21 protein-coding genes are annotated in these 23,813 nt (G+C 70.6%); 13 read left to right on the top strand and 8 right to left on the bottom strand.

The annotated features are described in order from the left end of the window. The first annotated feature begins 168 nt into the window (after positions 1-168). Positions 169-1,608: a gamma-aminobutyraldehyde dehydrogenase gene (locus ACFWI9_RS09840; RefSeq protein WP_387160356.1), complete on the top strand. Its 1,440-nt coding sequence runs from the start codon at positions 169-171 to the stop codon at positions 1,606-1,608. A gap of 75 nt (positions 1,609-1,683) precedes the next feature. On the opposite strand, the gene ACFWI9_RS09835 is transcribed toward ACFWI9_RS09840, so the two are convergent. After that, on the bottom strand, positions 1,684-2,241 hold the full coding sequence (locus ACFWI9_RS09835; RefSeq protein WP_387160355.1) for a TetR/AcrR family transcriptional regulator: 558 nt from the start codon (positions 2,239-2,241) through the stop codon (positions 1,684-1,686). Next, positions 2,238-2,600 carry a DUF1304 domain-containing protein gene (locus ACFWI9_RS09830; protein WP_387160352.1) on the bottom strand — a complete coding sequence of 121 codons (363 nt, stop codon included), beginning with the start codon at positions 2,598-2,600 and terminating at the stop codon, positions 2,238-2,240. The genes ACFWI9_RS09835 and ACFWI9_RS09830 overlap by 4 nt, the downstream gene beginning before the upstream one ends. 155 nt (positions 2,601-2,755) lie before the next feature. Here ACFWI9_RS09830 and ACFWI9_RS09825 point away from each other — a divergent pair, with 155 nt between their 5' ends. Both ACFWI9_RS09825 and ACFWI9_RS09820 read left to right on the top strand, forming a co-directional pair. After that, a complete protein-coding gene (locus ACFWI9_RS09825) occupies positions 2,756-3,292 on the top strand; it encodes an HXXEE domain-containing protein (RefSeq protein WP_387160350.1) in 537 nt (178 codons plus the stop codon). Between the two features lie 21 nt (positions 3,293-3,313). Continuing rightward, positions 3,314-3,844, top strand: a complete 531-nt coding sequence (locus ACFWI9_RS09820) for a hypothetical protein (protein WP_387160349.1) — start codon at positions 3,314-3,316, stop codon at positions 3,842-3,844. 44 nt (positions 3,845-3,888) lie between these two features. On the opposite strand, the gene ACFWI9_RS09815 is transcribed toward ACFWI9_RS09820, so the two are convergent. Genes ACFWI9_RS09815 through ACFWI9_RS09805 form a run of 3 tightly spaced genes read right to left on the bottom strand, consistent with a single transcriptional unit; the run spans position 3,889 to position 6,077 of the window. Continuing rightward, positions 3,889-4,305 (bottom strand): serine hydrolase, encoded by a 417-nt coding sequence (locus ACFWI9_RS09815; RefSeq protein ID WP_387160373.1) that lies wholly within the window; start codon positions 4,303-4,305, stop codon positions 3,889-3,891. 34 nt (positions 4,306-4,339) lie between these two features. After that, positions 4,340-5,041 carry a glycerophosphodiester phosphodiesterase gene (locus ACFWI9_RS09810; protein WP_387160347.1) on the bottom strand — a complete coding sequence of 234 codons (702 nt, stop codon included), beginning with the start codon at positions 5,039-5,041 and terminating at the stop codon, positions 4,340-4,342. A 10-nt stretch (positions 5,042-5,051) separates the two neighbouring features. Further along, the gene (locus tag ACFWI9_RS09805) at positions 5,052-6,077 is read right to left on the bottom strand and encodes an adenosine deaminase (protein WP_387160346.1); all 1,026 of its coding nucleotides are present in this window, start codon (positions 6,075-6,077) and stop codon (positions 5,052-5,054) included. 112 nt (positions 6,078-6,189) lie between these two features. On the opposite strand from ACFWI9_RS09805, the gene ACFWI9_RS09800 reads away from it, so the two are divergent. Further along, entirely contained in the window at positions 6,190-6,975 is a 786-nt protein-coding gene (locus ACFWI9_RS09800) for a DUF4190 domain-containing protein (RefSeq protein WP_387160345.1), read from the top strand. Between the two features lie 338 nt (positions 6,976-7,313). Here the strand turns inward: ACFWI9_RS09800 and ACFWI9_RS09795 are convergent, their stop codons facing one another. Further along, positions 7,314-7,907 (bottom strand): NADAR family protein, encoded by a 594-nt coding sequence (locus tag ACFWI9_RS09795; RefSeq protein WP_387160343.1) that lies wholly within the window; start codon positions 7,905-7,907, stop codon positions 7,314-7,316. 175 nt (positions 7,908-8,082) lie between these two features. On the opposite strand from ACFWI9_RS09795, the gene ACFWI9_RS09790 reads away from it, so the two are divergent. The 6 genes from ACFWI9_RS09790 (at position 8,083) to ACFWI9_RS09765 (ending at position 15,416) form a co-directional block, all read left to right on the top strand. Beyond that, positions 8,083-9,597, top strand: coding sequence for a gamma-aminobutyraldehyde dehydrogenase (locus ACFWI9_RS09790; protein ID WP_387160341.1), 1,515 nt, complete (start codon positions 8,083-8,085; stop codon positions 9,595-9,597). Positions 9,598-9,712: 115 nt separating this feature from the next. Continuing rightward, the gene (locus ACFWI9_RS09785; protein ID WP_387160340.1) at positions 9,713-10,963 is read left to right on the top strand and encodes a PotD/PotF family extracellular solute-binding protein; all 1,251 of its coding nucleotides are present in this window, start codon (positions 9,713-9,715) and stop codon (positions 10,961-10,963) included. A gap of 65 nt (positions 10,964-11,028) precedes the next feature. Continuing rightward, positions 11,029-12,180: an ABC transporter ATP-binding protein gene (locus ACFWI9_RS09780; RefSeq protein WP_387160338.1), complete on the top strand. Its 1,152-nt coding sequence runs from the start codon at positions 11,029-11,031 to the stop codon at positions 12,178-12,180. Further along, the gene (locus tag ACFWI9_RS09775) at positions 12,177-13,118 is read left to right on the top strand and encodes an ABC transporter permease (protein ID WP_387160337.1); all 942 of its coding nucleotides are present in this window, start codon (positions 12,177-12,179) and stop codon (positions 13,116-13,118) included. Before ACFWI9_RS09780 ends, ACFWI9_RS09775 begins: the two co-directional genes overlap by 4 nt. Continuing rightward, positions 13,118-13,921 (top strand): ABC transporter permease, encoded by an 804-nt coding sequence (locus ACFWI9_RS09770; protein ID WP_387160336.1) that lies wholly within the window; start codon positions 13,118-13,120, stop codon positions 13,919-13,921. Before ACFWI9_RS09775 ends, ACFWI9_RS09770 begins: the two co-directional genes overlap by 1 nt. Positions 13,922-14,000: 79 nt before the next feature. Further along, positions 14,001-15,416, top strand: a complete 1,416-nt coding sequence (locus ACFWI9_RS09765) for an NAD(P)/FAD-dependent oxidoreductase (protein WP_387160334.1) — start codon at positions 14,001-14,003, stop codon at positions 15,414-15,416. A 196-nt stretch (positions 15,417-15,612) separates the two neighbouring features. Here ACFWI9_RS09765 and ACFWI9_RS09760 read toward each other — a convergent pair whose 3' ends face one another. Together ACFWI9_RS09760 and gabT are read right to left on the bottom strand one after the other, a co-directional pair. Further along, complete coding sequence (locus ACFWI9_RS09760) at positions 15,613-16,221, bottom strand: phosphatase PAP2 family protein (RefSeq protein WP_387160332.1); 609 nt, start codon at positions 16,219-16,221, stop codon at positions 15,613-15,615. A gap of 362 nt (positions 16,222-16,583) precedes the next feature. Next, positions 16,584-17,918, bottom strand: coding sequence for a 4-aminobutyrate--2-oxoglutarate transaminase (gene gabT, locus ACFWI9_RS09755; RefSeq protein WP_387160331.1), 1,335 nt, complete (start codon positions 17,916-17,918; stop codon positions 16,584-16,586). Positions 17,919-18,305: 387 nt separating this feature from the next. Here gabT and ACFWI9_RS09750 point away from each other — a divergent pair, with 387 nt between their 5' ends. From ACFWI9_RS09750 to ACFWI9_RS09740, 3 genes are all read left to right on the top strand, one after another. After that, positions 18,306-20,417: an ATP-binding protein gene (locus ACFWI9_RS09750; protein WP_387160329.1), complete on the top strand. Its 2,112-nt coding sequence runs from the start codon at positions 18,306-18,308 to the stop codon at positions 20,415-20,417. Between the two features lie 116 nt (positions 20,418-20,533). Beyond that, positions 20,534-22,114, top strand: a complete 1,581-nt coding sequence (locus tag ACFWI9_RS09745) for a PucR family transcriptional regulator (protein ID WP_387160327.1) — start codon at positions 20,534-20,536, stop codon at positions 22,112-22,114. 413 nt (positions 22,115-22,527) lie between these two features. After that, positions 22,528-23,436, top strand: coding sequence for an EamA family transporter (locus ACFWI9_RS09740; protein WP_387160372.1), 909 nt, complete (start codon positions 22,528-22,530; stop codon positions 23,434-23,436). Positions 23,437-23,813: the final 377 nt, after the last annotated feature.

Raw genomic sequence — 23,813 nt, 5'->3', positions numbered from 1 at the left:
TGAAATTCGTTGTTCATCGCTCGCCAAGTCACTGATTTCGCAGTTGCGGGAGGTCTGGTCTGTTGAAAACGTCGCCTGGCGGACTAGCCTCAAGGACGTATGGTGTGAGTCGGGGTGTCTCACCCATCGGACATCCCACCCGTTGGACATCTGACAGGAGGAGTGGCTGTGACCACCGAACTGCGTCGTCTGCGCAACTACATTGACGGAGAGTTCCGGGACGCCGCGGACGGGCGGACCATCGAGGTGGTCAACCCGGCCACCGGTGAGGCCTACGCGACCTCGCCGCTGTCCGGCCAGGCGGATGTGGACGCCGCCATGGCCGCTGCCGCCGCTGCGTTCCCGGCCTGGCGCGACAGCACTCCGGCGGAGCGCCAGAAAGTCCTGCTGAAGATCGCGGACGCTTTCGAGGAGCGCGCGGAGGAGCTGATCGCGGCCGAGTCGGAGAACACCGGAAAGCCGCTGGAGCTCACCCGCACCGAAGAGATCCCCCCGATGATCGACCAGATCCGCTTCTTCGCGGGCGCGGCGCGGATGCTCGAGGGCCGCTCGGCCGGCGAGTACATGGAGGGCATGACCTCCATCGTGCGCCGTGAGCCGGTCGGTGTCTGCGCGCAGGTCGCGCCGTGGAACTACCCGATGATGATGGCCGTCTGGAAGTTCGCCCCGGCCCTCGCGGCGGGCAACACGGTCGTCCTCAAGCCCTCGGACACCACCCCGGCGTCCACCGTGCTGATGGCCGAGATCATCGGCTCGATCGTGCCCAAGGGCGTCTTCAACGTCCTGTGCGGCGACCGGGACACCGGCCGCATGATGGTCGAGCACCGGACCCCGGCGATGGCGTCCATCACCGGTTCGGTACGGGCTGGTATGCAGGTCGCCGAGTCGGCGGCCAAGGACGTCAAGCGCGTGCACCTGGAGCTGGGCGGCAAGGCGCCGGTCGTGGTCTTCGAGGACACCGACATCGCCAAGGCCGTCGAGGACATCTCCGTCGCCGGCTACTTCAACGCCGGCCAGGACTGCACGGCGGCGACCCGTGTGCTGGTGCACGAGTCGATCCACGACGAGTTCGTGGCGGCCCTCGCCAAGGCGGCGAAGGACACGAAGACCGGCATGCCGGACGACGAGGACGTGCTGTACGGCCCCCTCAACAACGCCAACCAGCTGAAGCAGGTCTCCGGCTTCATCGACCGCCTTCCGGCGCACGCCAAGGTCGAGGCGGGCGGCAACCGGGTCGGCGACAAGGGCTACTTCTACGCGCCGACCGTGGTCTCCGGGCTGAAGCAGGACGACGAGATCGTCCAGAACGAGGTCTTCGGGCCGGTCATCACCGTCCAGTCGTTCCGCGACGAGGAGCAGGCGGTCGAGTACGCCAACGGCGTGGAGTACGCGCTGGCGTCGTCGGTCTGGACGAAGGACCACGCCCGGGCGATGCGGATGTCCAAGGTGCTGGACTTCGGCTGCGTGTGGATCAACACGCACATCCCGCTGGTGGCGGAGATGCCGCACGGCGGGTTCAAGAAGTCGGGGTACGGCAAGGACCTCTCGGCGTACGGGTTCGACGACTACACGCGGATCAAGCACGTGATGACGTCCCTGGACGCGTAACGCCTCCGGCGGTGGTGTGGGGCGCCCTCCCGGACGCGCCCCACACCATGGGCTCCGCGGTGGTGAGGACAAGCCTCAGCTCAGCGGAGTCGTGTGAAGGGCGAACAGCAGGCGCCAGGAGTGGGAGGCGATCTCTCGCGGTGACGCCGCCACCCGGGCGTGCAGCCAGTCGGCCAGGAGGCCGGTGAAGGTGGCCGCGACCGCCGAGGCGATCGGTTCGGCATGGGGGGCGCCCGCCAGCTCGCGCTCGCTGCGGCTGCGTTCCCGCAGTTCGCGGTGGAGCAGCTCGCCAAGCGGGCCGCCGCCGCCCTCTCGCAGCAGAGACCGGTACAAAGCGGCGTGGGGCTCGATGTCCGTGAAGAAGGCCGTCAGTGCCTCGGGCGGTGCCGACGGGTCCGGCACCCCCCGCCACGCGTGCAGCGCGTCCACCGCTTCGCGGACGATCTCCGCACAGGCGTCCACCGCCAGGGCTTCCAGATCCGGGTAGTGCAGGTAGAACGTGGCCCGGCCGAGGCCCGCCCGGCGCACCAGGGCGGCGACGCCGACCTCCGCCAGTGGCCGCTCACCGCACTCCTCCAGCAGCGCGCGGCGCAAGCGGCTGCGGGTGCGCTCCGCACGTGGGTCCCCACTCATCCGGCCACCAGTACCGCGGCCAGCGCCAGCGCGCCCGGAAGGGCCTGGGTCACGTAGATGCGGCGGTTGGCGGAGGCGCCGCCGTACAGTCCCGCCACCACCACGCAGCACAGGAAGAACACCCGCACCTGGAAGCCGGTCGGGTCATCCGCGACCAGGCCCCAGACCAACCCAGCGGCGAGGAACCCGTTGTAGAGGCCCTGGTTGGCCGCGAGGGTCGCCGTCACCTTGGCGGTCGGCGCGTCGAAGCCCGAGAAGCGGCGTCCGGGTGCGCGTTCCCAGAGGAACATCTCCAGCACCAGCGCGTAGCAGTGCAGCGCGGCCACCAGACCGACCAGGACATACGAGAAGACGGCCACCGGAGCTCCCTGAGCTTGTTCATGGACGGATGTCCAGGAAGTATAGACATGTGTCCATGGCTGGCGGGTCGCGGGCGCGGATGCCGCGGTCGCGGGAGCGCCCTTAACTCGCGATCGGTGGAACGAGGTCCCCTGTCTGCGGCAGACTCGCGATCATGGGGAAACCGAACGCGCTTGTCACCTATGGGTTGTTGGCCGCCTGGGCCATACACGACGCGGAAGAGCTGATCACCGGACCACGCTGGATACGGCGCAACGTGCCGGCGCTCAGAGAGCGCTTTCCCGGCGCACCCGGGGGACTGTGGCGGATCATGGAAGCCGTCGACGAACGCGAATTCCCCGTCGCCGTGGGGACGATGGCCGTGATCGTCACCGCCGCCGCCGCGGCCGGACACCGCTCCGGCGGCCGGTCCGGCTTCTACCAGGGGGCGCTGACCGGGTTCGGGCTCCACGGCCTCGTCCACCTGGGCCAGGCCGCGGCCTTCCGCGGATACACCCCCGGCTCGGCCACATCCCCGCTGATCGTCGTGCCCTTCAGCCTCTGGGCACGGAAGAGGCTGCGCGAGGCGGGCGTACTCAAGCCGGCGCGGGCCCGTGATGTGCTGACCGGACTGGCGGTGGCAGCAGGCGCCACCATCATCTCCCACACCGTCGCCCGCAAGATCACCGGGCCCCGGGTAAAGGGCGCGTAAACGCGGGCGTACGCTGCGGACATGAGCGAGCCGAGGGCGCTTCTGCGCCGCATACGCGTGTGGCTGGTCGTCTTCATCGTCTGCCTGGTGCTGAGCGGGCTGACGGCCTTCCCCCTCGTCACCGAACTGCACTGGGCCCACAGCGCGCTGACCTCCTGGGCGTCACCCGTGGCCGACGCCTTTCCCGGGTTGGCGGAGTGGATCGCGCGGGTCCGGCACGGACTGGACACCGCCGATGCGGACTACCCCTTCCTGCTCTACGGGACCGACTGGCTGGCCTTCGCCCACCTCGTCATCGCGGTCGCCTTCTACGGCCCCTACCGCGACCCGGTACGCAACATCTGGGTCATCGAGTTCGGCATGATCGCGTGCGCCGGGATCATCCCGCTGGCCCTGATCTGCGGCCCGATCCGGGGCATCCCCTTCTGGTGGACCGTCATCGACATGTCCTTCGGGGTCTTCGGGGTGCTCCCGCTGCTGCTCGTGCGGCGTCTGATCAAGCGGCTGGAGGCGCTGAGCGCGCCCGTACGCGTACCGGTCGCCACCCCGTAGGCCACCGTCCCCCAGCGGACATCCGCCGGGGGACGCGCACGGGGTCACTGCCCCGGAGCGCCTAAGGCCGCTGTGATGACGGCCCATGCCGCGGGGTTCATGCCGCTGCCCTTGGCATCCGTGGAGTTGATGCTGTACACGAGGGTGCGGCAGAGGTCCCGGGTGGCGCCGATTGCTGCGTTGTAGCCCCAACGGCCGCCCGTCTTGCCCCACATCTCCCGGCCGCCCAGCTTCAGCAGGGAGAGGCCGGCCGAGTACACGGCAGGGCCTCCCGACTGGTAGTCGCGCATCTCTGTGCCCGGGAGCGTGAACATCTCCTCCAGCAGCGGTCCGCGAACGATCCGGCCCTGGAAGAGGGCCCTGGTGAACCGCTCCAGATCGGCGGTCGTGGAGATCAGGTCACCCGCGGCCCAGGCGTCCGTCACGGGTTCGCGTTCCGGTGCATCCGCAACCGCCCCCAGGCCCCCCGTATGTCCAACCCGGTTCGTCCTGTCCTCACCGGCTCTTCGAGGCCTGCATGGTGCGCAGCACGGCGGCCAGCGTTCCGACCCGGTTGGTGGTGATGGAGTCGACGCCGCCGCGCACCAGTCGGCGCATCGTGCGACGGGTGTCGGCGGTCCATGCGGACAGCAGCAAGCCGTCGGCGTGGACGCGGTCCGCGAGCTCCTGGCTCACCAGGCCGAAGCGGTAGTTGAGCCAGCGCGGCCGGAGCACGTCCAGCAGCACCGGGCGCGGCGGGGCGAGGGTCGTCCAGGTCAGGGCGATCTCCGCGCCCGGGTCGGCGGCGCGTACGGCGACCATGGCGGCAAGGCCACCGCAGTAGTAGACGCGGTCGGCCGCGCCGCTGTCGCGGACCGCGCCGGCGACGGCGCGCACGGAGGACTCGTCGGCACCGGGCAGATCGAGCATGAGCCGGTGGCCGCCCACCGCGGTGAGTGCCTCGTGCAGTGTGGGGACTCTGCCGCGGGTCAGCTCGGTCAGCTCGGCGTGGGAGAGCCGGGCGAGCGGGCGGTCGTCTCCCCACAGGCGCTTGAGGGTGTCGTCATGCAGCAGCACGGGTACCCCGTCGCGGGTCAGCCGGACGTCGACCTCGACGGCGTCCGCGCCCCGCTCCACCGCGGCCAGCAGCGACGGCAGGGTGTTCTCCCGGGCCACGTACGGGTCTCCGCGGTGGCCCACCAGCGTCACGGTGCGCATGGCGCCGGCATCACCGCGCAAGCCACTGCTCGGTGTAGGCGTCGATCTCCGACGCGATGCGCGCCTTGCCGGCGCTGTCCAGGAAGGACGCCTCGACGGCGTTCTTCGCGAGCGCGGCGACGCCCCGCTCGTCCAGGTCGAGCAGCCGGGCGGCGACCGCGTACTCGTTGTTGAGGTCGGTGCCGAACATCGGCGGGTCGTCGCTGTTGACGGTCACCAGCACACCGGCTTCCACCATCTCCTTGATGGGGTGCTCATCGAGGGTCGCGACGGCGCGGGTGGCGATGTTGGAGGTCGGGCAGACCTCCAGCGCGATGCGCTGCTCGGCCAGGTGGGCCAGCAGCTTGGGGTCCTGCGGGGCGCTGGTGCCGTGGCCGATGCGCTCCGCGCCCAGATCGTTCAGCGCGTCCCAGATGGTGCCGGGGCCGGTGGTCTCGCCCGCGTGCGGGACGGAGTGCAGTCCGGCAGCGATCGCACGGTCGAAGTACGGCTTGAACTGCGGCCGTGGCACCCCGATCTCGGGGCCGCCGAGGCCGAACGAGACCAGTCCGTCGGGGCGCAGGTCGACGGCGAGCCGGGCGGTCTCCGCCGCCGCGTCGAGTCCGGCCTCGCCCGGGATGTCGAAGCACCACCGCAGCACCACTCCGAGCTCCGCCTCCGCTGCCTTCCGGGCGTCCTCGATGGCCTCCATGAAGCCCTGCTCGGGGATGCCCCGGCGGGTCGAGCTGAAAGGCGTGATGGTCAGCTCCGCGTAGCGGATGTTCTGCCGGGCCATGTCACGGGCGACCTCGAAGGTCAGCAGGCGCACGTCCTCGGGGGTGCGGACCAGGTCCACGACGGACAGGTAGACCTCGATGAAGTGCGCGAAGTCCGTGAAGGTGAAGTATTCGGCGAGCGCGGCCGGATCGGTGGGTACCTTGGAGTCCGGGTGCCGGGCGGCGAGCTCGGACACGATGCGCGGGGAAGCCGATCCGACGTGGTGGACGTGCAGCTCCGCCTTGGGCAGCCCGGCGATGAAGGGGTGCAGATCGGTCATCGGGTCCTCCGTGGGTGCTGGGCCGTCCCGTCAGGGATCATCGTAGGCGGGCTGTCTGGGGCCTTGCGCGGCGCCCGTAGCATGAGCAGTTCACGATGGGGGAGGACGACACATGCAAGAGCAGAGTGACCGGCTGCCGGCCGGCCACACCCCGAGCGACCCTTGGGCTCCACCGGAGCACAGCGCCTCGCAAGGGGGACGGGGACAGTCCGGTGGGATCGACCTCGGCAAGTCCACGGCGCCGGCGAGTCCGCCGGCCCAGGATGTCCAGGACGCGCCCCCGGCCGGTCGCGGTGTGCATGACCAGCCGACGCTTACCGCGATGCCCGGCACGGACAGCGGTACGGGTCCGGCGGACGCATCCGCGCCCACGGGAACCGGTGCGGTGCCGCCGCCGCCCACGGCCCCGGGCGGGCCGGGGCAGGCCGCCCCCGGAGCGTATGGCTACCCTGCGGCGCAAGGGCCCGCGACTTCCGGATACGGATACCCCGGGTACCCGGGCTCTGCCGGGCAGCCCGGCTACCCCGGATACACCGGTTCCTGGGGTGTCACCGCGCAGCCGCAGAACGGTTTCGGCACCGCCGCGATGGTGCTCGGGATCATCGCGGTGTGCGGCTTCTTCTGCTACGGCATCCCCAGTCTGATCCTGGGCGTGCTGGCGCTGATCTTCGGCATCCTGGGTCGCAAGCGGTACGTGCGGGGCCAGGCGACCAACAAGGGCCAGGCCCTCGCCGGGATCATCCTCGGTTCCATCGGGATCGTGTTGGGGGCCGCCTTCCTCACGCTCATAGTGTGGGCGTTCGCGAACCACGAGCGATGGGACGAGGAGAACTACGACAGCGGGGTGGAAGACGACCCCTGGTCGACGACCCTGGTCGTGTCCGGGACCCCTCGCTGACGGACGGGCCACCCGGGCGGGCCCCCGCACCGCCTGGCCCGTCCCCTCCTCGGCGCCGTCGTCCCGCCTTCCCGCCATGCCCGGTCGGGGCACCCGCACGTCCGGTCGGCACGTCCGTTCGGTAGGGCACCGTCGCCTGCCGCGCCCCGATACCCCCGCCCCCGGAAGGACCGCCGCCCCGGCGGTACGACCGCCTGCCACCTCAGCCGGTCGTCCCCGAGGCCGTCACCGATGCCGCTCCGGCACCCGCCGCGTTACGTCCCGTCGTCACCGATGCCGCTCCGGCACCCGCCGCGTTACGTCCCGTCGTCACCGACGCCGCTCCGGCACCCGCCGCGCTACGCCCCGGCGCCACCGCCAGCCGGAGACGACACCCCCGCCCGCAGCCGCTCACGTGCCTCCATCAGCGCGAACCCCAGCAGATTCCGCCCGCGCCAGCGCGCCGGATCGCTGACCCGCTCGTCGTCCGCGGCGAGCCCGATGCCCCAGATCCGGTCCATGGGGCTCGCCTCCACCAGCACGCGGTCGCCGGTGGACAGCAGGTAGGAGCGCAGCCGCGGGTCCTGCGAGAACTTGTGCACACTGCCCGCCACCACGATCGCGAAGCGCTGACGTGCCCATATCTCCTCGCTGAAGCCGCGCACCATCCGGCCCGCCTTCTTCGCCAGCGCCGGATTCGGCGCCTCCACAGCCTGCCGCTCCGCCTCCGTGTCGCCGAAGAGCCGTGCCTTCTCAGCCATCATCCAGTGCTCGGCGGTCGCATACTCGATTCCATCGGCGGTGAACGGCGACGGCCACCACTGGCTCAGGCAGGCGGGCCCGATCTCGCCTTCGCGGCGTGCTGTGTGCCCCCAAAAGTAAAGAAACTTCAGCCGCTCGCCGCCGCTGATCCGCTCGATCAGGGACTCGGTGGTCATCTCAGTGCTCCCCATGCACGTGAGTGTGGCATTCGCCACTGACACTCCGTACCGGTAGAGGCACTGTGACGCGACACATGGTCAACCGAATCCGTCGCGTAACCAAAAGGCAACTACGGAATCACTTGTTGGAGGACTATCCCTCTGTCAGGATCGGCACTCAATTCGAGCTGGAACAACGGAGAGCGTCATGGGCAACCGCTTCCAGGCACAGGACCGCTTCGCGGACGGCGCGCAGTACGTCGGCGGCCGGCTGCGTCCGGGCACATCAGGACGACATCACGCCGTGGTCGATCCCGCCACCGGAGAGCAGGTCCTCGCATACGAGCTGGCCGGCACGGCGGATGTCGACGCCGCCGTCGCCGCCGCACGGGAGGCGTTCCCCGGCTGGGCGGGCGCCACCCCGGGCGAGCGCTCCGACGCCCTGCACCGCTTCGCCTCCGTGCTGGCCGAGCAGGCCGAGGACCTCGCCCAGGCCGAGTCCCTGCAGTGCGGAAAGCCGATCAAGCTGAGCCGTGAGTTCGACGTACCGGGCACGGTGGACAACGCGGCCTTCTTCGCCGGGGCCGCGCGCCATCTCCAGGGCCAGTCCGCCGGTGAGTACAGCGGTGACCACACCTCTTACGTACGCCGGGAACCGATCGGTGTCGTCGGCTCCATCGCACCGTGGAACTACCCGCTCCAGATGGCCGCCTGGAAGGTGCTCCCGGCCATTGCCGCGGGCAACACCATCGTGCTCAAGCCCGCTGAGATCACCCCGCTGACCTCGCTGATGTTCGCCCAGGCCGCCACCGAGGCAGGCATCCCGGACGGTGTGGTCAACGTCGTCACCGGGAGCGGAAGGGAAGCCGGAGAGCACCTCGTCGGGCACCCGGACGTGGCCATGACCTCGTTCACCGGCTCCACTCCCGTCGGCAAGCGCGTCGCCGAGGTCGCCACGGCCACCGTCAAGCGGCTCCATCTGGAGCTCGGCGGCAAGGCGCCGTTCGTGGTGTTCGATGACGCGGACCTGGAGGCCGCAGTGCACGGCGCGGTCGCGGGCGCGCTGATCAACAGCGGCCAGGACTGCACCGCTGCCACCCGCGCCTATGTGCAGCGCCCGCTCTATGACGCCTTCGTCGCGGGAGTAGCCGATCTGATGGCGAGCGTGCGGCTCGGCGACCCCTTCGACCCCGCCACCGACCTCGGACCGCTGGTCTCCCATGCCCAGCGCGACCGCGTCGCCGGATTCGTGGACCGGGCCCGTTCGTACGCCACCGTGGTCACCGGCGGCCAGGTGCCCGGCGGGGACCTGGAGAAGGGCGCGTACTACCTGCCGACCCTGATCGCCGGGGCGGCCCAGGACAGCGAGGTCGTCCAGAGCGAGATCTTCGGCCCGGTGCTGGTCGTCCTCCCCTTCGACTCGGACGACGAGGGGATCAGGCTCGCCAACGACACGCCGTACGGTCTGGCCGCGTCCGCCTGGAGCCGCGACGTGTACCGCGCGGGCCGGGCCACCCGCGAGATCAAGTCGGGCTGTGTCTGGATCAACGACCACATCCCGATCATCAGCGAGATGCCGCACGGCGGATACAAGGCCAGCGGCTTCGGCAAGGACATGTCGGTGTACTCCTTCGAGGAGTACACGCAGGTCAAGCATGTGATGTACGACAACACCGCAGTGGTCAGGAAGGACTGGCACCGCACGATCTTCGGTGACCGGTAGCCGACAACCGGCGAGCGGTATGCGACGAGCGGCTCCCGCCGCGTGGCCCAGCCGCAGTTTCAGCGGCGAAGCACCCCCTTATAGGGCACACGATTCCCCCGGAAGGGCACAGCGCATGATGCAGTACCAGCCCGAGCAGCTCTCGGCGGCCCAGCAGGCAGCGATACGGCGGAGCATGGCCGGCGGCAGGGGAGCCCTCTCCCGCCGCTCACTGCTGCGCGCGTCCGGTGCCGGCGCGCTCACCATCGGTGGCATGGGCGCACTGAGCGCCTGCGGGATCCCGCCGGCCAAGCGGGAGGGCGACGCGGCCGCCGCGTCCGACGACCACTCGAAGCAGGAGAAGCAGCTGAGCTTCTCCAACTGGACCCAGTACATCGACATCAGCGACGACGAGAAGAGCCGTCCCAGCCTGAACGCGTTCACCAAGCGCACCGGGATCCAGGTCAAGTACACCGAGGACATCAACGACAACGTCGAGTTCTTCGGGAAGATCAGGCCTCAGCTCGCGGCCGGCCAGGACACCGGGCGCGATCTGATCTGTGTCACCGACTGGCTCGCCGCCCGCATGATCCGGCTCGGCTGGGCGCAGAAGCTCGACCCTTCCAACCTCCCGAACGCGTACGCGCATCTCTCGCCGCAGTTCCGCAGCCCCGACTGGGACCCCGGCCGGGCCTACTCGTACCCCTGGACCGGTATCTCGACCGTCATCGCCTACAACTCCAAGGCGACCGGTGGCCGCAAGATCGAGAGCGTCTCGCAGCTCTTCGACGACCCGGCGCTCAAGGGCCGGGTCGCCTGTCTGTCCGAGATGCGCGACACCATCGGCATGACGCTGCTCGACATGGGCAAGGACCCCGCCAAGGTCACCGACGACGACTACAACGCGGCGATCGCGCGGGTGCAGAAGGCCGTCGACAAGAAGCAGATCCGCCGCTTCACCGGCAACGACTACACGTCGGACCTCGACAAGGGTGATATCGCCGCCTGTCTGGCCTGGGCTGGAGACCTCGTCCAACTGCGGGTCGACAACCCCTACATCCGGTTCGTGATCCCCGACGCCGGCTACATGACCTCCAGCGACAATCTGCTGGTCCCGGCCAAGGCGCGGCACAAGACCAACGCCGAGAAGCTCATCGACTACTACTACGAGCTCCCGGTCGCGGCCCAACTCGCCGCCTACATCAACTACGTGTGCCCGGTCGAGGGAGTGGGCCCCGAGCTCGCCAAGATCGACCCGGAGCTCGCCAAGAACACCCTGATCCTCCCGGACAAGGCCATGGCGGCCAAGTCTCACTCCTTCCGCTCGCTGAGCAGCAAGGAAGAGACGGCGTACGAGGAGAAGTTCGCCAAGCTCATCGGCGCCTAATCGTTTCTGCGCCCCTGCCTGCACCCCCTGCTCCTGCTCGCCCTAGAACACCGGGACCGCGACCCATGACAGACAAGACCGCCGGCGGCGACGTCCGACTCTCCGGGATCAGCAAGACCTACGGCTCCTTCACCGCCGTACACCCGCTCGACCTGACCGTGCCCCAGGGATCCTTCTTCGCCCTGCTCGGCGCCTCCGGCTGCGGCAAGACCACCACTCTGCGAATGATCGCCGGCCTGGAGGACCCCACCACCGGCACCGTCTTCCTCGGCGACCGGGACGTCACGGACCTGCCCCCGTACAAGCGCCCCGTCAACACCGTCTTCCAGAGCTACGCGCTCTTCCCGCATCTGAACATCCACGAGAACGTCGCCTTCGGACTGCGCCGCCGCGGCATCAGGTCGGTGAAGAAGCAGGTGGACGAGATGCTCGAACTCGTCCAGCTCGGCGACAAGTCCAAGCACAAGCCGCACCAGCTCTCCGGCGGCCAGCAGCAGCGCGTCGCCGTCGCCCGCGCCCTGATCAACCACCCGCAGGTGCTGCTGCTGGACGAGCCGCTCGGCGCCCTCGACCTGAAGCTGCGCCGCCAGATGCAGCTTGAGCTGAAGCGCATCCAGACCGAGGTCGGCATCACCTTCGTCCATGTCACCCACGACCAGGAGGAGGCCATGACCATGGCCGACACGGTCGCGGTGATGAACGGTGGCCGGGTCGAGCAACTCGGTGCCCCCGCCGAGCTCTACGAGAACCCGCAGACCACCTTCGTGGCCAACTTCCTCGGCACCTCCAACCTCATCGAGGCCGAGGTGGTCGAGGTCAGCGGCGAAGACATCCTGGTCAGCGCCCCGGACGCCAAGCTGCGGCTGCCCGCCGCGCGTACCGCGACCCAGCCCCGCTCCGGCGGCAAGCTGCTCGTCGGCGTACGGCCGGAGAAGATCTCGCTCGTGCACGCCGACGACGCGGGCAGCATCCCCGAGGGCCGCAACCGCTTCACCGGAAGGATCGCCGACTCCAGCTTCATCGGCGTCTCCACCCAGTTCGTCATCGACAGCCCGGTCTGCCCGGAGCTGGAGGTGTACGTGCAGAACGTCGAGCGCGACGCACGCCTCAGCCCCGGCGCCGAGGTCGTGCTGCACTGGAACCCGGAGCACACCTTCGGCCTGGACGCGGCGCAGGACATCGACGCGGGTGTCGAGACCGTGGAGGAGGCAGCATGACGACCGCCTCCCAGACCGCCGCGGCACCACCCGACCCGGGGCAGGCGCCGGGCCCGGTCGTACGCAAGCCGTCGCTGCGCAGGGCGCTGGTGCCGTACTGGCTGCTGCTGCCGGGCATCCTGTGGCTGGTCGTCTTCTTCGCTCTCCCGCTGGTCTACCAGGCGTCGACCTCGGTGCAGACCGGCTCACTGGAGCAGGGCTTCAAGGTCACCTGGCATTTCCAGACCTACTGGGACGCGCTGACCGAGTACTACCCGCAGTTCCTGAAGTCGCTGCTCTACGCGGGCACGGCCACGTTCCTGTGCCTGCTGCTCGGCTATCCGCTGGCGTACCTGATCGCGTTCCGGGCGGGCCGCTGGCGCAATCTGCTGCTGGTGCTGGTCATCGCCCCGTTCTTCACCAGCTTCCTGATCCGTACGCTCGCCTGGAAGACGATCCTCGCCGACGGCGGCCCGGTGGTGGACGTGCTCAACACCATCGGTTTCCTGGACGTCACCAGCTGGCTGGGGATGACCGAGGGCAGCCGGGTGCTGGCCACCCCGCTCGCGGTCGTCACGGGTCTGACGTACAACTTCCTGCCGTTCATGATCCTTCCGCTGTACACCTCGCTGGAGCGGATCGACACCCGGCTCCACGAGGCCGCCGGAGACCTGTACGCCAAGCCGTCGACGGTCTTCAGGAAGGTGACCTTCCCGCTGTCGATGCCAGGAGTCGTCTCCGGAACGCTGCTGACCTTCATTCCGGCCAGCGGTGACTATGTCAACGCCGAACTGCTCGGCTCCACCGACACCCGGATGATCGGCAATGTCATCCAGTCGCAGTTCCTGCGGGTGCTCGACTATCCGACCGCGGCAGCGCTGTCGTTCATCCTCATGGCAGTCGTGCTGATCATGGTGACTGTCTACATCCGCCGGGCAGGGACGGAGGACCTGGTCTGATGAGTCTGGTGCGCTGGATACGGCGGAATCTCGTCGTGCTCGTGGGCCTGCTGACGCTGGCCTATCTGATCCTGCCGAACATCATCGTGATGGTGTTCTCCTTCAACAAACCGGCCGGGCGCTTCAACTACTCCTGGCAGCAGTTCTCCACCGACGCCTGGAAGGACCCGTGCGGTGTCGCCGACATGTGCGACTCGCTCAGTCTGTCGCTGTGGATCGCCCTCTGGGCGACCATCGGCGCCACCATCCTCGGCTCGATGATCGCCTTCGCGCTGGTCCGCTACCGCTTCCGGGCGCGCGGCGCGATCAACTCGCTGATCTTCCTGCCGATGGCGATGCCCGAGGTCGTCATGGCCGCCTCGCTGCTGACCCTCTTCCTCAACCTGGGTGCGGAGCTCGGCCCGACGACCATCCTCATCGCGCACACCATGTTCTGCCTCAGCTTCGTGGTGGTTGCCGTCAAGGCACGCGTGCTGTCGATGGACCCGAGGCTGGAGGAGGCCGCCAAGGACCTCTACGCGGGACCCGTCCAGACCTTCCTGCGGGTCACCCTGCCGATCGCCGCGCCGGGTATCGCCGCCGGCGCGATGCTGTCCTTCGCGCTGTCGTTCGACGACTTCATCATCACCAACTTCAACTCGGGCAACACCGTCACGTTCCCCATGTTCGTCTGGGGTTCGGCCCAGCGCGGTACGCCCGTCCAGATCAACGTCATCGGTACGGCCATGTTCGCCATCGCCGTTGTCGTCGTGGTCACCGCCCAGGTCATCACCAACCGGCGGAAGAAGACCGCACTGCCCTAGGCCCTGGCCCTGGCAGGACACGCAGCACAAGGCCCGGGGCCGCCACCGGCCCCGGCCGAGCTCCGAAGGAGTGGGAACCATGGCCCCAGCAGCCATGACCTTTGCCTCATCACTCTCCGACGCCCAGCCCGTCGCCTTCTGGCTGGAAGACCCCGGCAAGCCCGCCGCCCTGCCGGCGCTCACCCGCGACGAGCGGACCGACCTGCTCGTCATCGGCGGCGGCTACAGCGGACTGTGGACAGCCCTCATCGCCAAGGAACGCGATCCCGGCCGGGACGTCGTACTGGTCGAGGGCCGTGAGGTGGGCTGGGCCGCCTCAGGCCGCAACGGCGGCTTCTGCGCCGCGTCCCTCACCCACGGCCTCGGCAACGGCCTCGCCCGCTGGCCCGGCGACATGGCGCGGCTCGAGGACATGGGCGCGCGCAATCTGGACGCCATCGAGCAGTCGGTCGCCACCTACGGCATCGACTGCGAGTTCGAGCGCACCGGCGAGATCGACGTCGCCACCGAACCCCATCAGCTCGAGGAGCTCCACGAGCTGTACGAGGAGGCGGACAGCGCCGGTCTGGCCGGCGGCATGGAACTGCTCGACCGCGACGCGGTACGCGCGGAGGTCGACTCGCCGACCTTTCTCGGCGGTCTGTGGGACCGCACCGGAGTCGCCATGCTGCACCCGGCGAAGCTCGCCTGGGGCCTCAAGCAGGCCTGCCTGGACCGCGGGGTGCGCATCTACGAGAACACCCGTGCTCTCCAGCTCTCGTCGTCCGGTGCCGAAGTGGCCGTCCGCACCCCGTACGGCAGGGTCTTCGCCCGGCAGGCCGCGCTGGGTACGAACGTCTTCCCGTCGCTGGTCAAGCGTCTGCGCCCGTACGTCGTCCCGGTGTACGACTACGCCCTGATGACCGAGCCGCTGTCGGCGGCCCAACTGGACGCCGTCGGCTGGAAGCGCCGCCAGGGACTCGGCGACAGCGCCAACCAGTTCCACTACTTCCGGATCACCGCCGACCACCGCATCCTGTGGGGCGGCTACGACGCCATCTATCCCTTCGGAGGCCGGGTCAGCGCCGACCGGGACCACCGTCCGGAGACCTATCTGAAACTGGCGGGCCAGTTCTTCACCTGCTTCCCGCAACTGGAGGGACTGCGCTTCACCCACGCGTGGGGCGGCGCGATCGACACCTGCTCCCGCTTCTCGGCGTTCTTCGGTACGACGCACGGCGGGAAGGTCGCATACGCCACCGGCTACACCGGGCTCGGCGTGGGCGCGACCCGCTTCGGCGCCGATGTGATGCTCGACCTGCTCGCCGGGGAGCGCACCGAGCGCACCGAGCTGGAAATGGTCCGAAGCAAGCCCATGCCGTTCCCGCCGGAGCCGGTCGCCTGGGCGGGCATCGGCATCACCAAGTGGTCACTGGCCCGTGCGGACGAGCGGGGCGGTAAGCGCAATCTGTGGTTGCGGACGATGGACCGGCTGGGGCTCGGCTTCGATTCCTGACCGCCGACGACGCTGTGGCCTCGGGCCGACCGGCCGCCGAGTCCGGCTAACCAGCCGGTCGGCCCGAGCGCTCCGGCACGTCGGCGTCCCGTCCCCCTATGGCGTTGCGGCTCGCGGCTTCGACGCGTACTCCGGCAAGGGCAAGCCGTAATCCCCTCGTGGACCCGGGCCGGTCCCTCGCCAGGACCTCCGCGGGTCAGCGGCCTGACCCCGTCCCGTCACAGCACCGGCCGCGTCGCCGGGCGCGCCAGACCCGTGCCGCCGATCTCGCGGCGATCAGCAGGATGGCCGCCAGGCACCAGCTGCCGAGCACGTCCAAGGGCCAGTGGTATCCCCGCAGGACGAGCCCGGCGCCGGTGCCGAGCGTGGCGAGCGCCGCCGTGGCCCCGGCGGTCAGGGCCGCGGCCCTGTTGCGTGTGGCTGCCGACAGCAGCAGGGCCGCGGCGGCGTATGCCACCATCGCCGTCGCCGCATGCCCCGAGGGGTAGTAGCCGGGCTCGCCGGTGAGCGGCCCCGGGCGGTCGACCAGGGCCTTGAGCGGAGCGACCAGGGCAGGGACGAGGGCCATCGCGACCCCTGCGGCCAGCGCCTCGGCCCGTCGCCGGCGATACACGGCCCAAGCTGCGGCCACGGCCAGCACCGGCAGCGCGACCGCCATGTTGCCGAGATCGGCGAGGAATTCGGTGAGCCGGACCGGGCCGGTGCCCACCACCGCTCGTTCGATCCGCTCGTCGAGGGCGCGGAGGGGGCCGTGGACAGCGATCTGCCAGGTGGTGAGCGCCCAGACGGCGACCGCGAGGACCACGCCGAGGGTCGAGGGGGAAACAGCCGACCGCCCCGGAACAGGGGGGTTGGCTCCGAGGCGGTCGTCCTGACCGGTGCACCGCGCGCCCCGGGGGGTTTGGGGCGGGCGGCCGTCCGATCGGTGAGGATTTCCGGAGCCGCTGGCTCCAGTGGTGTGCGCGAGGGCACGGCCAGAACGGGGCTGGGGAGGCTCCGGCCTGGAACCGCCCGCAGTTCCCTGCGAGCGGGGTGTTTCTCTCATCTGCGCAAACCGTACGGCAGCAGGAGGGGGACCGACAGCCGGAACGCCATCCCGCCATCGCCCCCCCACACCTTCTTCACAGAGAGCGCGCGATTACTCGGGGTCACCCCGGAGTCGCGGTCTCAGATCCCCGCGAACGCCGCCTCGATGATGTCCAGGCCCTCGTTGAGCAGGTCCTCGCCGATCACCAGCGGCGGCAGGAAGCGGAGCACATTGCCGTACGTGCCGCAGGTGAGCACCACGACGCCCTCGGCGTGGCAGGCCTTGGCGAGTGCGCCGGCCGCCTCCGGGTTCGGCTCCTTGGTGGCCGGGTCCTTCACCAGCTCGATGGCGATCATGGCGCCGCGACCGCGGATGTCGCCGATGATCTCGTACTTCTCCTGCATGGCGGCGAGGCGGCCCTTCATGAGCTCCTCGATGCGCTTGGCCTTGCCGTTGAGGTCCTGCTCGCGCATGGTCTCGATGGCGCCGAGCGCACCCGCGCAGGCCACCGGGTTTCCGCCGTACGTACCGCCCAGACCGCCCGCGTGCGCGGCGTCCATGATCTCGGCGCGGCCGGTGACGGCGGCCAGCGGCAGACCGCCGGCGATGCCCTTCGCGGTGGTGATCAGGTCGGGGACGACACCCTCGTCCTCACAGGCGAACCACTGGCCGGTGCGGCAGAAACCGGACTGGATCTCATCGGCGACGAAGACGATGCCGTTGTCGTTGGCGAACTTCACGAGCGCCGGGAGGAAGCCCTTGGCCGGCTCGATGAAGCCACCCTCGCCGAGCACCGGCTCGATGATGATCGCGGCGACGTTCTCGGCGCCGATCTGCTTGCTGATCTGGTCGATGGCCTGGGCGGCGGCTTCCGGGCCGCAGTTCTCCGGGCCGGTCGGCCAGCGGTAGCCGTAGGCGACCGGGACGCGGTAGACCTCGGGTGCGAACGGGCCGAAGCCGTGCTTGTACGGCATGTTCTTGGCCGTCAGCGCCATCGTGAGGTTGGTGCGGCCGTGGTAGCCGTGGTCGAAGACCACGACCGCCTGGCGCTTGGTGTGCGCACGGGCGATCTTGACGGCGTTCTCGACGGCCTCCGCGCCCGAGTTGAACAGCGCGGACTTCTTGGCGTGGTCGCCGGGGGTGAGCTCGGCGAGGGCCTCGCAGACCTCCACGTAGCCCTCGTAAGGGGTGACCATGAAACAGGTGTGGGTGAAGTCCTGGAGCTGGGCCGAGGCCCGGCGTACGACGGCTTCGGCGGACGCGCCCACGGAGGTCACGGCGATACCGGAGCCGAAGTCGATCAGACGGTTGCCGTCGACGTCCTCGATGATGCCGCCGCCGACGCGGCTGGTGAACACCGGCAGCACGGAACCCACGCCACCCGCGACCGCGGCGAGACGACGGGTCTGCAGCTCCTGCGACTTCGGGCCGGGAATGGCGGTGACGACGCGGCGCTCCTGCGGGATGTCGGTCATGGGGGCTCCTGGTGTCTTTCGGACGCACTACTTCTTTCTTCGCAGGCTAGGGCTGGTCCGGGGGGTCCGGCATGCTCCGTTCGGGAGTAGTGGGGACGTGTCGTTGTCCGTGACGGACATGAACGGGCACACACAGGCCGTACTGCCCGGCGCGGGGCCCCTGCGCCGGGTCGACCGCAGCGCACCGACAGCGCACCCTCGGTGCCTCCAGGGTGCACCCGCAGCGCTGCCGGGGCGCGCCACCGTGTCCCCAGGCCACACGCTCAGCGCACGCACGGCGCGCCCGCGCAGGCCGGGATCCTGCCGCAGGTCGCTGAACTCCCCGCCGCCTGCCACTAGATTGACGGTGGCACAGACGAGGTCCTGGCTGGTCAGGGGGCAGGGTTCATGGACACCGACGGCACCTACGACGCTCATGGCACGCGCACGGGCGGCTCGCACTCCGTCCCGCGTCCGGCGAGCCCACCGCCCATGCCGAGCGTGCCGCCTGTGCCCCCGGCCGTACCTCCGGCTCCCGTCCACGCCCCCGCAGGGGCGATCGGCGGTTCCCTCGCCGACTGGCTGCGCACACCCCGTCCGCAGGCCGGGCCCGGGGTATGGCGGCTGGGGCATCAGCCGCGGCCGGAGCAGGAACCGGAACCGATCCCGACGCGGCGGTTGTTCTCGGGGGCGGTCATCGCGCTGCTCAGCGGGTGGCTGCTGTGGTCGCTGCTGTGGAACGGTTACCTCGGCCGCTACTGGATCTGGCCGCTGCTCGTGCTGACCCCCGACTCCTGGCGGACCGATGCAGCGCTCTGGGACGCGGCAAGCATGGCGTACTACGCCCTCGTCGGCGGTGGACTGCTGATCTTCTTCGCCCGGGTCGGGCACATTCCGGAGATCTGGCGGCGGTACGCCCGCAGGCCGGTCAGACCCGCTCCGCCGCCACGGCCCCAGAAGGACCCCGCCGACTGGCCCGAGCTGCGCGCCGCCGGGCTCGACGACACGGCGCGGGTTCTCGCCGATGCGACCAGGGATGGCGCTCTCGGCGATGTCGACTACGCCCGGATCCGGCGAGCCTGGCAGGGCGTGCGCGCACGTCCCGAGCGACTGCCCGCCTTCGCCGACGCCGTCCGCGGCGAGGGGCCCGCCGCCTGTGCCCATCCTTCAGGTGAGCGGGACCTGCCTGTCCGAACGGTCACCCACGACCTCGCCACCGGGCAGGTGCGCATCGGCACCGCCGCCGACCACCCCCGCAACCCCTACGCCCGCCGCACCACCGGTGTCGCCCTCGAACCGGCCCTCCTCGGTACCTCGCTGCTCGCTGTCGGCCCCTCAGGCTCAGGAAAGACCGTGCGCCTGATCCGCCCGGTGGCCGAGGCGATGTGCCTTCAGGCCCTCACCAACCGGGCCGCTGTGGTCGCCGTCGGGGCCCATGGCACGGCGCTCGGCCCCGACGAGGCCTTCGACCTGGTCATCGCTCCCGGGCGGCCCGACTCCACACACGACCTCGACCTCTACGGCGGCGCCGACGATCCCGACGAGGCCGCCCGGGTGCTCGCCGAGGCGCTCGTCGGGGATCTGACCGCCGACAGCCGCCGGGCCGCCACCGCACTCGCCCAGCTCATCGGCCCGTACCGCAGCGTCCACGGCCACTTCCCCGCCGTGTCCGACCTGCGTGATCTCGTCGGCGGGGCGCCCGAGGCCGTCCGCGCCCTGCGCGTCGCGCTCGAAGCAGCCGGGGAGGCGTCCCAGTTGAGGGAGCTGGACGCGCGCGAGCGGCAGTCGAAGCGCTCGGACGACGTCGGTGTCCTGCTCGCCGAACGGATCGCGTTCCTCGACCGTCCCGCCTTCGCACGGTTCTTCCGTACCCGCGAGGCGGACCGCCAGTTCTCGCTGCGGGCCATCGAGCTCCCGCTGCGGGTCCGCGTGGACCTGCCGGAGCGGGGTCACTCGGAGGCGTCCCGGATCATCGCGCGGCTGGTCCTGGCCCAGTTCACCGAGGCCGCGCTGGGGCGCGCGGACCGTTCCCTCTTCGCCTGCCTGGTCATGGACGACGCCACCCACACCCTCACCGCCGACGCGGTCCGGGCGGTCCAGCGACTGCGCTCGGCGAACGCCGGGGTGGTGCTCGCGCTACGGACGCTGGAAGACGTGCCCGAGGCGCTGCGCGGCCCGCTGCTCGGCGCGGTCGGCTGCCGGATGGCCTTCGCCGGGCTCGGTCCCTGGGACGGGGGGCGTTTCGCCGAGGCCTGGGGCACGGAATGGGTGCAGACCCGGGATGTCACCAACCGGCAGATCATCTCGGACGAGCCGCTCACCAAGGCGCTGCATTTCATGCGGCGGCTGGTGACCGGGAAGAACGCCACCGCCGAGGCCGTCACCGTCCGCGAGGTCGAGCGGCAGCGCTGGCCGGCCTCCGAACTCGCGCACTCCCTGCCGGCCGGACACGCGGTGCTGTCGCTCACGTCGGTGCGGGGCGAGCACGCGCCGCCGGTGCTGGTCGATCTGCGTACCTGAGTCAGAAGCCGCAAACCCAGGACAGGCGTCCCACCCACTCATACGGCCTGGCAGAATTGGGCTTGCCGTTCATACGGGACGGCGAAAAACTCCTTTCGTCGAAAGCCCGCGGTCCCATGCCGGTCACCCTTGCCTCGCTCGTCCAGCACTCCGCGCTGAAGCTGACGGTGCGCGCCGGGGAAGACCGCCTCGAAACGCCCGTGCGCTGGGCGCACGTCAGCGAGCTCGCCGACCCCGTGCCCTACATGGAGGGCGGCGAGCTTCTCCTCGTCACCGCGATGACCCTGGACGCCGCCGACGAGGAAGCCATGCGGCGCTATGTGCGGCGGCTGGACGGCGCCGGGGTCGTCGGGCTCGGGTTCGCCGTCGGCGTCAATTACGACGACATCCCCGAGGCCCTGCTGCGGGCGGCCCGGGAAGCGGATTTCCCGCTGCTCGAAGTGCCCCGCCGCACACCCTTCCTGGCCATCAGCAAGGCCGTGTCGGCCGCCATCGCCGCCGACCAGTACCGCGCCGTCACGGCGGGTTTCGAGGTCCAGCGCGAGCTCACCCGTGCCACGCTCGCCGACGGGCCCGCCGCGCTGCTGGCCAGGCTGGCCGCCCATGTCGACGGCTGGGCCGCCCTCTATGACGCCTCAGGGTCGGTCGTGGCCGCCGCCCCGGAATGGGCCACCCGGCGCGCGGCGCGGCTCACCGGCGATGTGTCCCGGTTGAGCGAGCGGCCCGCGCCGGCGAGCGCGGTCGTCGGCGGTACGGACGACCGGGTGGAGCTCCAGTCGCTCGGCACCGGGAGGCGCGTACGGGGTGTACTCGCCGTGGGCACCGGCGCCCCGCTGGGCACCGCGGAGCGATACGCGGTGCACTCCGCGGTGGCCCTCCTCACGCTGACCACCGAGCGTTCGCGCTCGCTTCAGGCCGCCGAGCAGCGCCTCGGCGCCGCGGTGCTCCAGCTGATGCTCGCAGGCCAGCCCGACCACGCCCGCGCGGTCGCCGGGGACCTGTACGGAGCCCTGCTCGACGCCCCGTTCCGGTTGCTGATCGCCGAACGGGTCGGCGAACCGGACCCCGCCGCCGCGCCTCCTCTGCCCGCACTCGCCGAATCCGTGGAGTCCGCCGCGGCACGGTCCGGCGAGACCGTGCTGACCGTGCCCGAGGGCGACGGCCGGCTTGTCGTCCTCGCCGCCGACGGGGGAGAGGTGCTCAGCGGCTGCGAGAGCTACGCCGAACGGAAGGCCGAGGAGTCCGGAGTCGTCATCGGCCTGTCGGGCCCGTCCGGTCCGATCGCCGCAGCAGCGGCGTACAAGCAGGCCGAGCAGGCGCTCTCGGTCGCCAGGCGCCGCGGCCGCGCCCTCGTAGAGCATGAGGAGCTGGCCGCCGGATCCGTCCTCCCGCTCCTCGCCGACGACGCCGTACGGGCCTTCGCAGACGGGATGCTGCGCGCACTGTACGAGCACGACGCGACCGGCCGCGGCGATCTCGTGGCCTCCCTGCGGGCCTGGCTCTCCCGCCATGGCCAGTGGGACGCGGCAGCGGCTGACCTGGGCGTGCACCGGCACACCCTGCGCTACCGCATGCGCCGGGTCGAGGAGATCCTCGGCCGCTCGCTGGACGACCCGGACGTCCGGATGGAGCTCTGGCTGGCGCTCAAAGCCACCGGCGACACGCCGTCGCACACCGAGCCCCGCACCGCACCGTAGGCCGGGGCGGCTCTCAGGCCCCGGCCGCGGCCCCCGCCCCCAGACGCCGGTTCCGCGCCCTCTCCGGTCCTTCCAGGCACCGTGTCCGGACGCGGGCCCGACCGCGCCCAACGCCGGTCCCCCAAGCACGTGGCCACTCGGGAGGCCCGGCCGAGGCCGAGCCCGTCTCCCAGCGCCAAATCCACCCCGTGGCCGGCAGCGCCGAGCCCGACCCCACGCCGGGCGCGCCCCGACTTCGAAGCCACATCCCCGTGCCCGGAGGCCGGAACCGCTGCCCTGCGGCACATCTCCTGCCCGAATCCGGGCAGAATTCTGGCGCTTGGGCGCTCTGATCTCTACCGTCCTGCTTCGTGACCACACGCGCTTCCCGCACCAGCACCCCCGCCGCCACCGGTACACCGGCCACCCCGCCGATCGAAGACGCGCCGCAGCGCCGTCGCGGGTCCGGAGCGGTCTGGGGCGCGCTCGCCATCGTGTACGTCGTCTGGGGTTCGACGTACCTCGCCATCCGCGTCGTCGTCGAGACGATGCCGCCGTTCCTGTCCACCGGCGCCCGCTTCCTCACGGCAGGAGTCGTACTTGCCGCGATCATCGCCTGGCGGCAGGGGCCGTCCGCCCTGAGGGCCACTCCGTCCCAGCTCGGCTCCGCCGCCCTGGTCGGCCTGCTGCTCCTGGTCGGCGGCAATTCCCTGGTGGTCCTCGCCGAGACATCCGTACCCTCGGGGCTCGCCGCCCTCCTCGTCGCCATCGTCCCCGCGTGGGTCGTGGTGCTCCGACGGTTCTCCGGCGAGCGGCCCGGCCTCGGCGCCTACGCCGGCGTCGCACTCGGGCTCGCCGGGCTGGCTGTGCTCACCCTGCCCGGACTCAGCGGCGATGTGCGCCTTTGGGGCGTACTGACTGTCGTGGCCGCGACCCTGATGTGGTCGGTCGGATCGTTCTCCTCGTCCCGCATCCCCATGCCCGCCAACCCCTTCGCCGCGAGTGCCTACGAGATGACGGCCGCGGGCATCGGCTGTCTGCTCCTCGGTCTGGGCCTGGGCGAGCAGCACGGCTTCGCGTTCACCGAGGTGTCCGCACGCTCCTGGACGGCGCTCGCCTACCTCGTGGTGTTCGGGTCGCTGATCGCGTTCACGGCGTACGCCTGGCTGCTCCAGTCCGCTCCGCTGTCGCTGGTCGCCACCTATGCGTACGTCAACCCCGTCGTCGCCGTACTCCTCGGTGCGCTGATCCTCGGCGAGGCGCTCACCTGGCCGATCGCGGTCGGTGGCGCGGTGGTGGTGGCGGGGGTCGGTCTCATCGTCAGCACGGAGCGCCGCCGCTGACCACTCACGCCGCCACCGACAGCACCACCGCTCCACCGATAGCGCCACCGCCGACACGCCGACCGCACCCACACCACTGCCGACGCGCCAAAGCGGCAGGAGCGCCACGGCGACCACTCCACCCCGGACAAACGCCATCCGCGGCGTATCGCCCTACCGTTTGGAGTGAAGAACCCTGCACAGCTCAGAACTGCTTCCGTACTACTTCCGAAGGGCCGGGACACATGACTTCCACCCACGCCTTCTGGCTCGCCGGCCGCCAGGCCACCGGTGAGACGACCTTCGATGTCACGTCCCCCTGGGACGGCCGGGTCGTGGGGGGGGGAGAGGGGGGGGCCCGCACCCCCAGCACGGGGTCGCAGCCCCCCCCCCACCCC

The organism is Streptomyces sp. NPDC127084 (assembly GCF_042724175.1).
In the GTDB taxonomy this organism is placed as follows: Bacteria; Actinomycetota; Actinomycetes; order Streptomycetales; family Streptomycetaceae; genus Streptomyces.
This window is presented reverse-complemented; position numbering and strand designations above follow the sequence as displayed.

Excerpts from the sequence above, each read along its gene's own strand:
- ACFWI9_RS09785 (WP_387160340.1), top strand. The coding sequence starts at position 9,713 with ATGATGCAGTACCAGCCCGAGCAGCTCTCGGCGGCCCAGCAGGCAGCG.
- gabT (WP_387160331.1), bottom strand. The coding sequence starts at position 17,918 with ATGACCGACATCCCGCAGGAGCGCCGCGTCGTCACCGCCATTCCCGGC.
- ACFWI9_RS09820 (WP_387160349.1), top strand. The coding sequence starts at position 3,314 with ATGAGCGAGCCGAGGGCGCTTCTGCGCCGCATACGCGTGTGGCTGGTC.
- ACFWI9_RS09795 (WP_387160343.1), bottom strand. The coding sequence starts at position 7,907 with ATGGGGAGCACTGAGATGACCACCGAGTCCCTGATCGAGCGGATCAGC.
- ACFWI9_RS09825 (WP_387160350.1), top strand. The coding sequence starts at position 2,756 with ATGGGGAAACCGAACGCGCTTGTCACCTATGGGTTGTTGGCCGCCTGG.
- ACFWI9_RS09835 (WP_387160355.1), bottom strand. The coding sequence starts at position 2,241 with ATGAGTGGGGACCCACGTGCGGAGCGCACCCGCAGCCGCTTGCGCCGC.
- ACFWI9_RS09750 (WP_387160329.1), top strand. The coding sequence starts at position 18,306 with ATGGACACCGACGGCACCTACGACGCTCATGGCACGCGCACGGGCGGC.
- ACFWI9_RS09775 (WP_387160337.1), top strand. The coding sequence starts at position 12,177 with ATGACGACCGCCTCCCAGACCGCCGCGGCACCACCCGACCCGGGGCAG.
- ACFWI9_RS09810 (WP_387160347.1), bottom strand. The coding sequence starts at position 5,041 with ATGCGCACCGTGACGCTGGTGGGCCACCGCGGAGACCCGTACGTGGCC.
- ACFWI9_RS09790 (WP_387160341.1), top strand. The coding sequence starts at position 8,083 with ATGGGCAACCGCTTCCAGGCACAGGACCGCTTCGCGGACGGCGCGCAG.
- ACFWI9_RS09765 (WP_387160334.1), top strand. The coding sequence starts at position 14,001 with ATGGCCCCAGCAGCCATGACCTTTGCCTCATCACTCTCCGACGCCCAG.
- ACFWI9_RS09800 (WP_387160345.1), top strand. The coding sequence starts at position 6,190 with ATGCAAGAGCAGAGTGACCGGCTGCCGGCCGGCCACACCCCGAGCGAC.
- ACFWI9_RS09770 (WP_387160336.1), top strand. The coding sequence starts at position 13,118 with ATGAGTCTGGTGCGCTGGATACGGCGGAATCTCGTCGTGCTCGTGGGC.
- ACFWI9_RS09745 (WP_387160327.1), top strand. The coding sequence starts at position 20,534 with ATGCCGGTCACCCTTGCCTCGCTCGTCCAGCACTCCGCGCTGAAGCTG.
- ACFWI9_RS09780 (WP_387160338.1), top strand. The coding sequence starts at position 11,029 with ATGACAGACAAGACCGCCGGCGGCGACGTCCGACTCTCCGGGATCAGC.
- ACFWI9_RS09805 (WP_387160346.1), bottom strand. The coding sequence starts at position 6,077 with ATGACCGATCTGCACCCCTTCATCGCCGGGCTGCCCAAGGCGGAGCTG.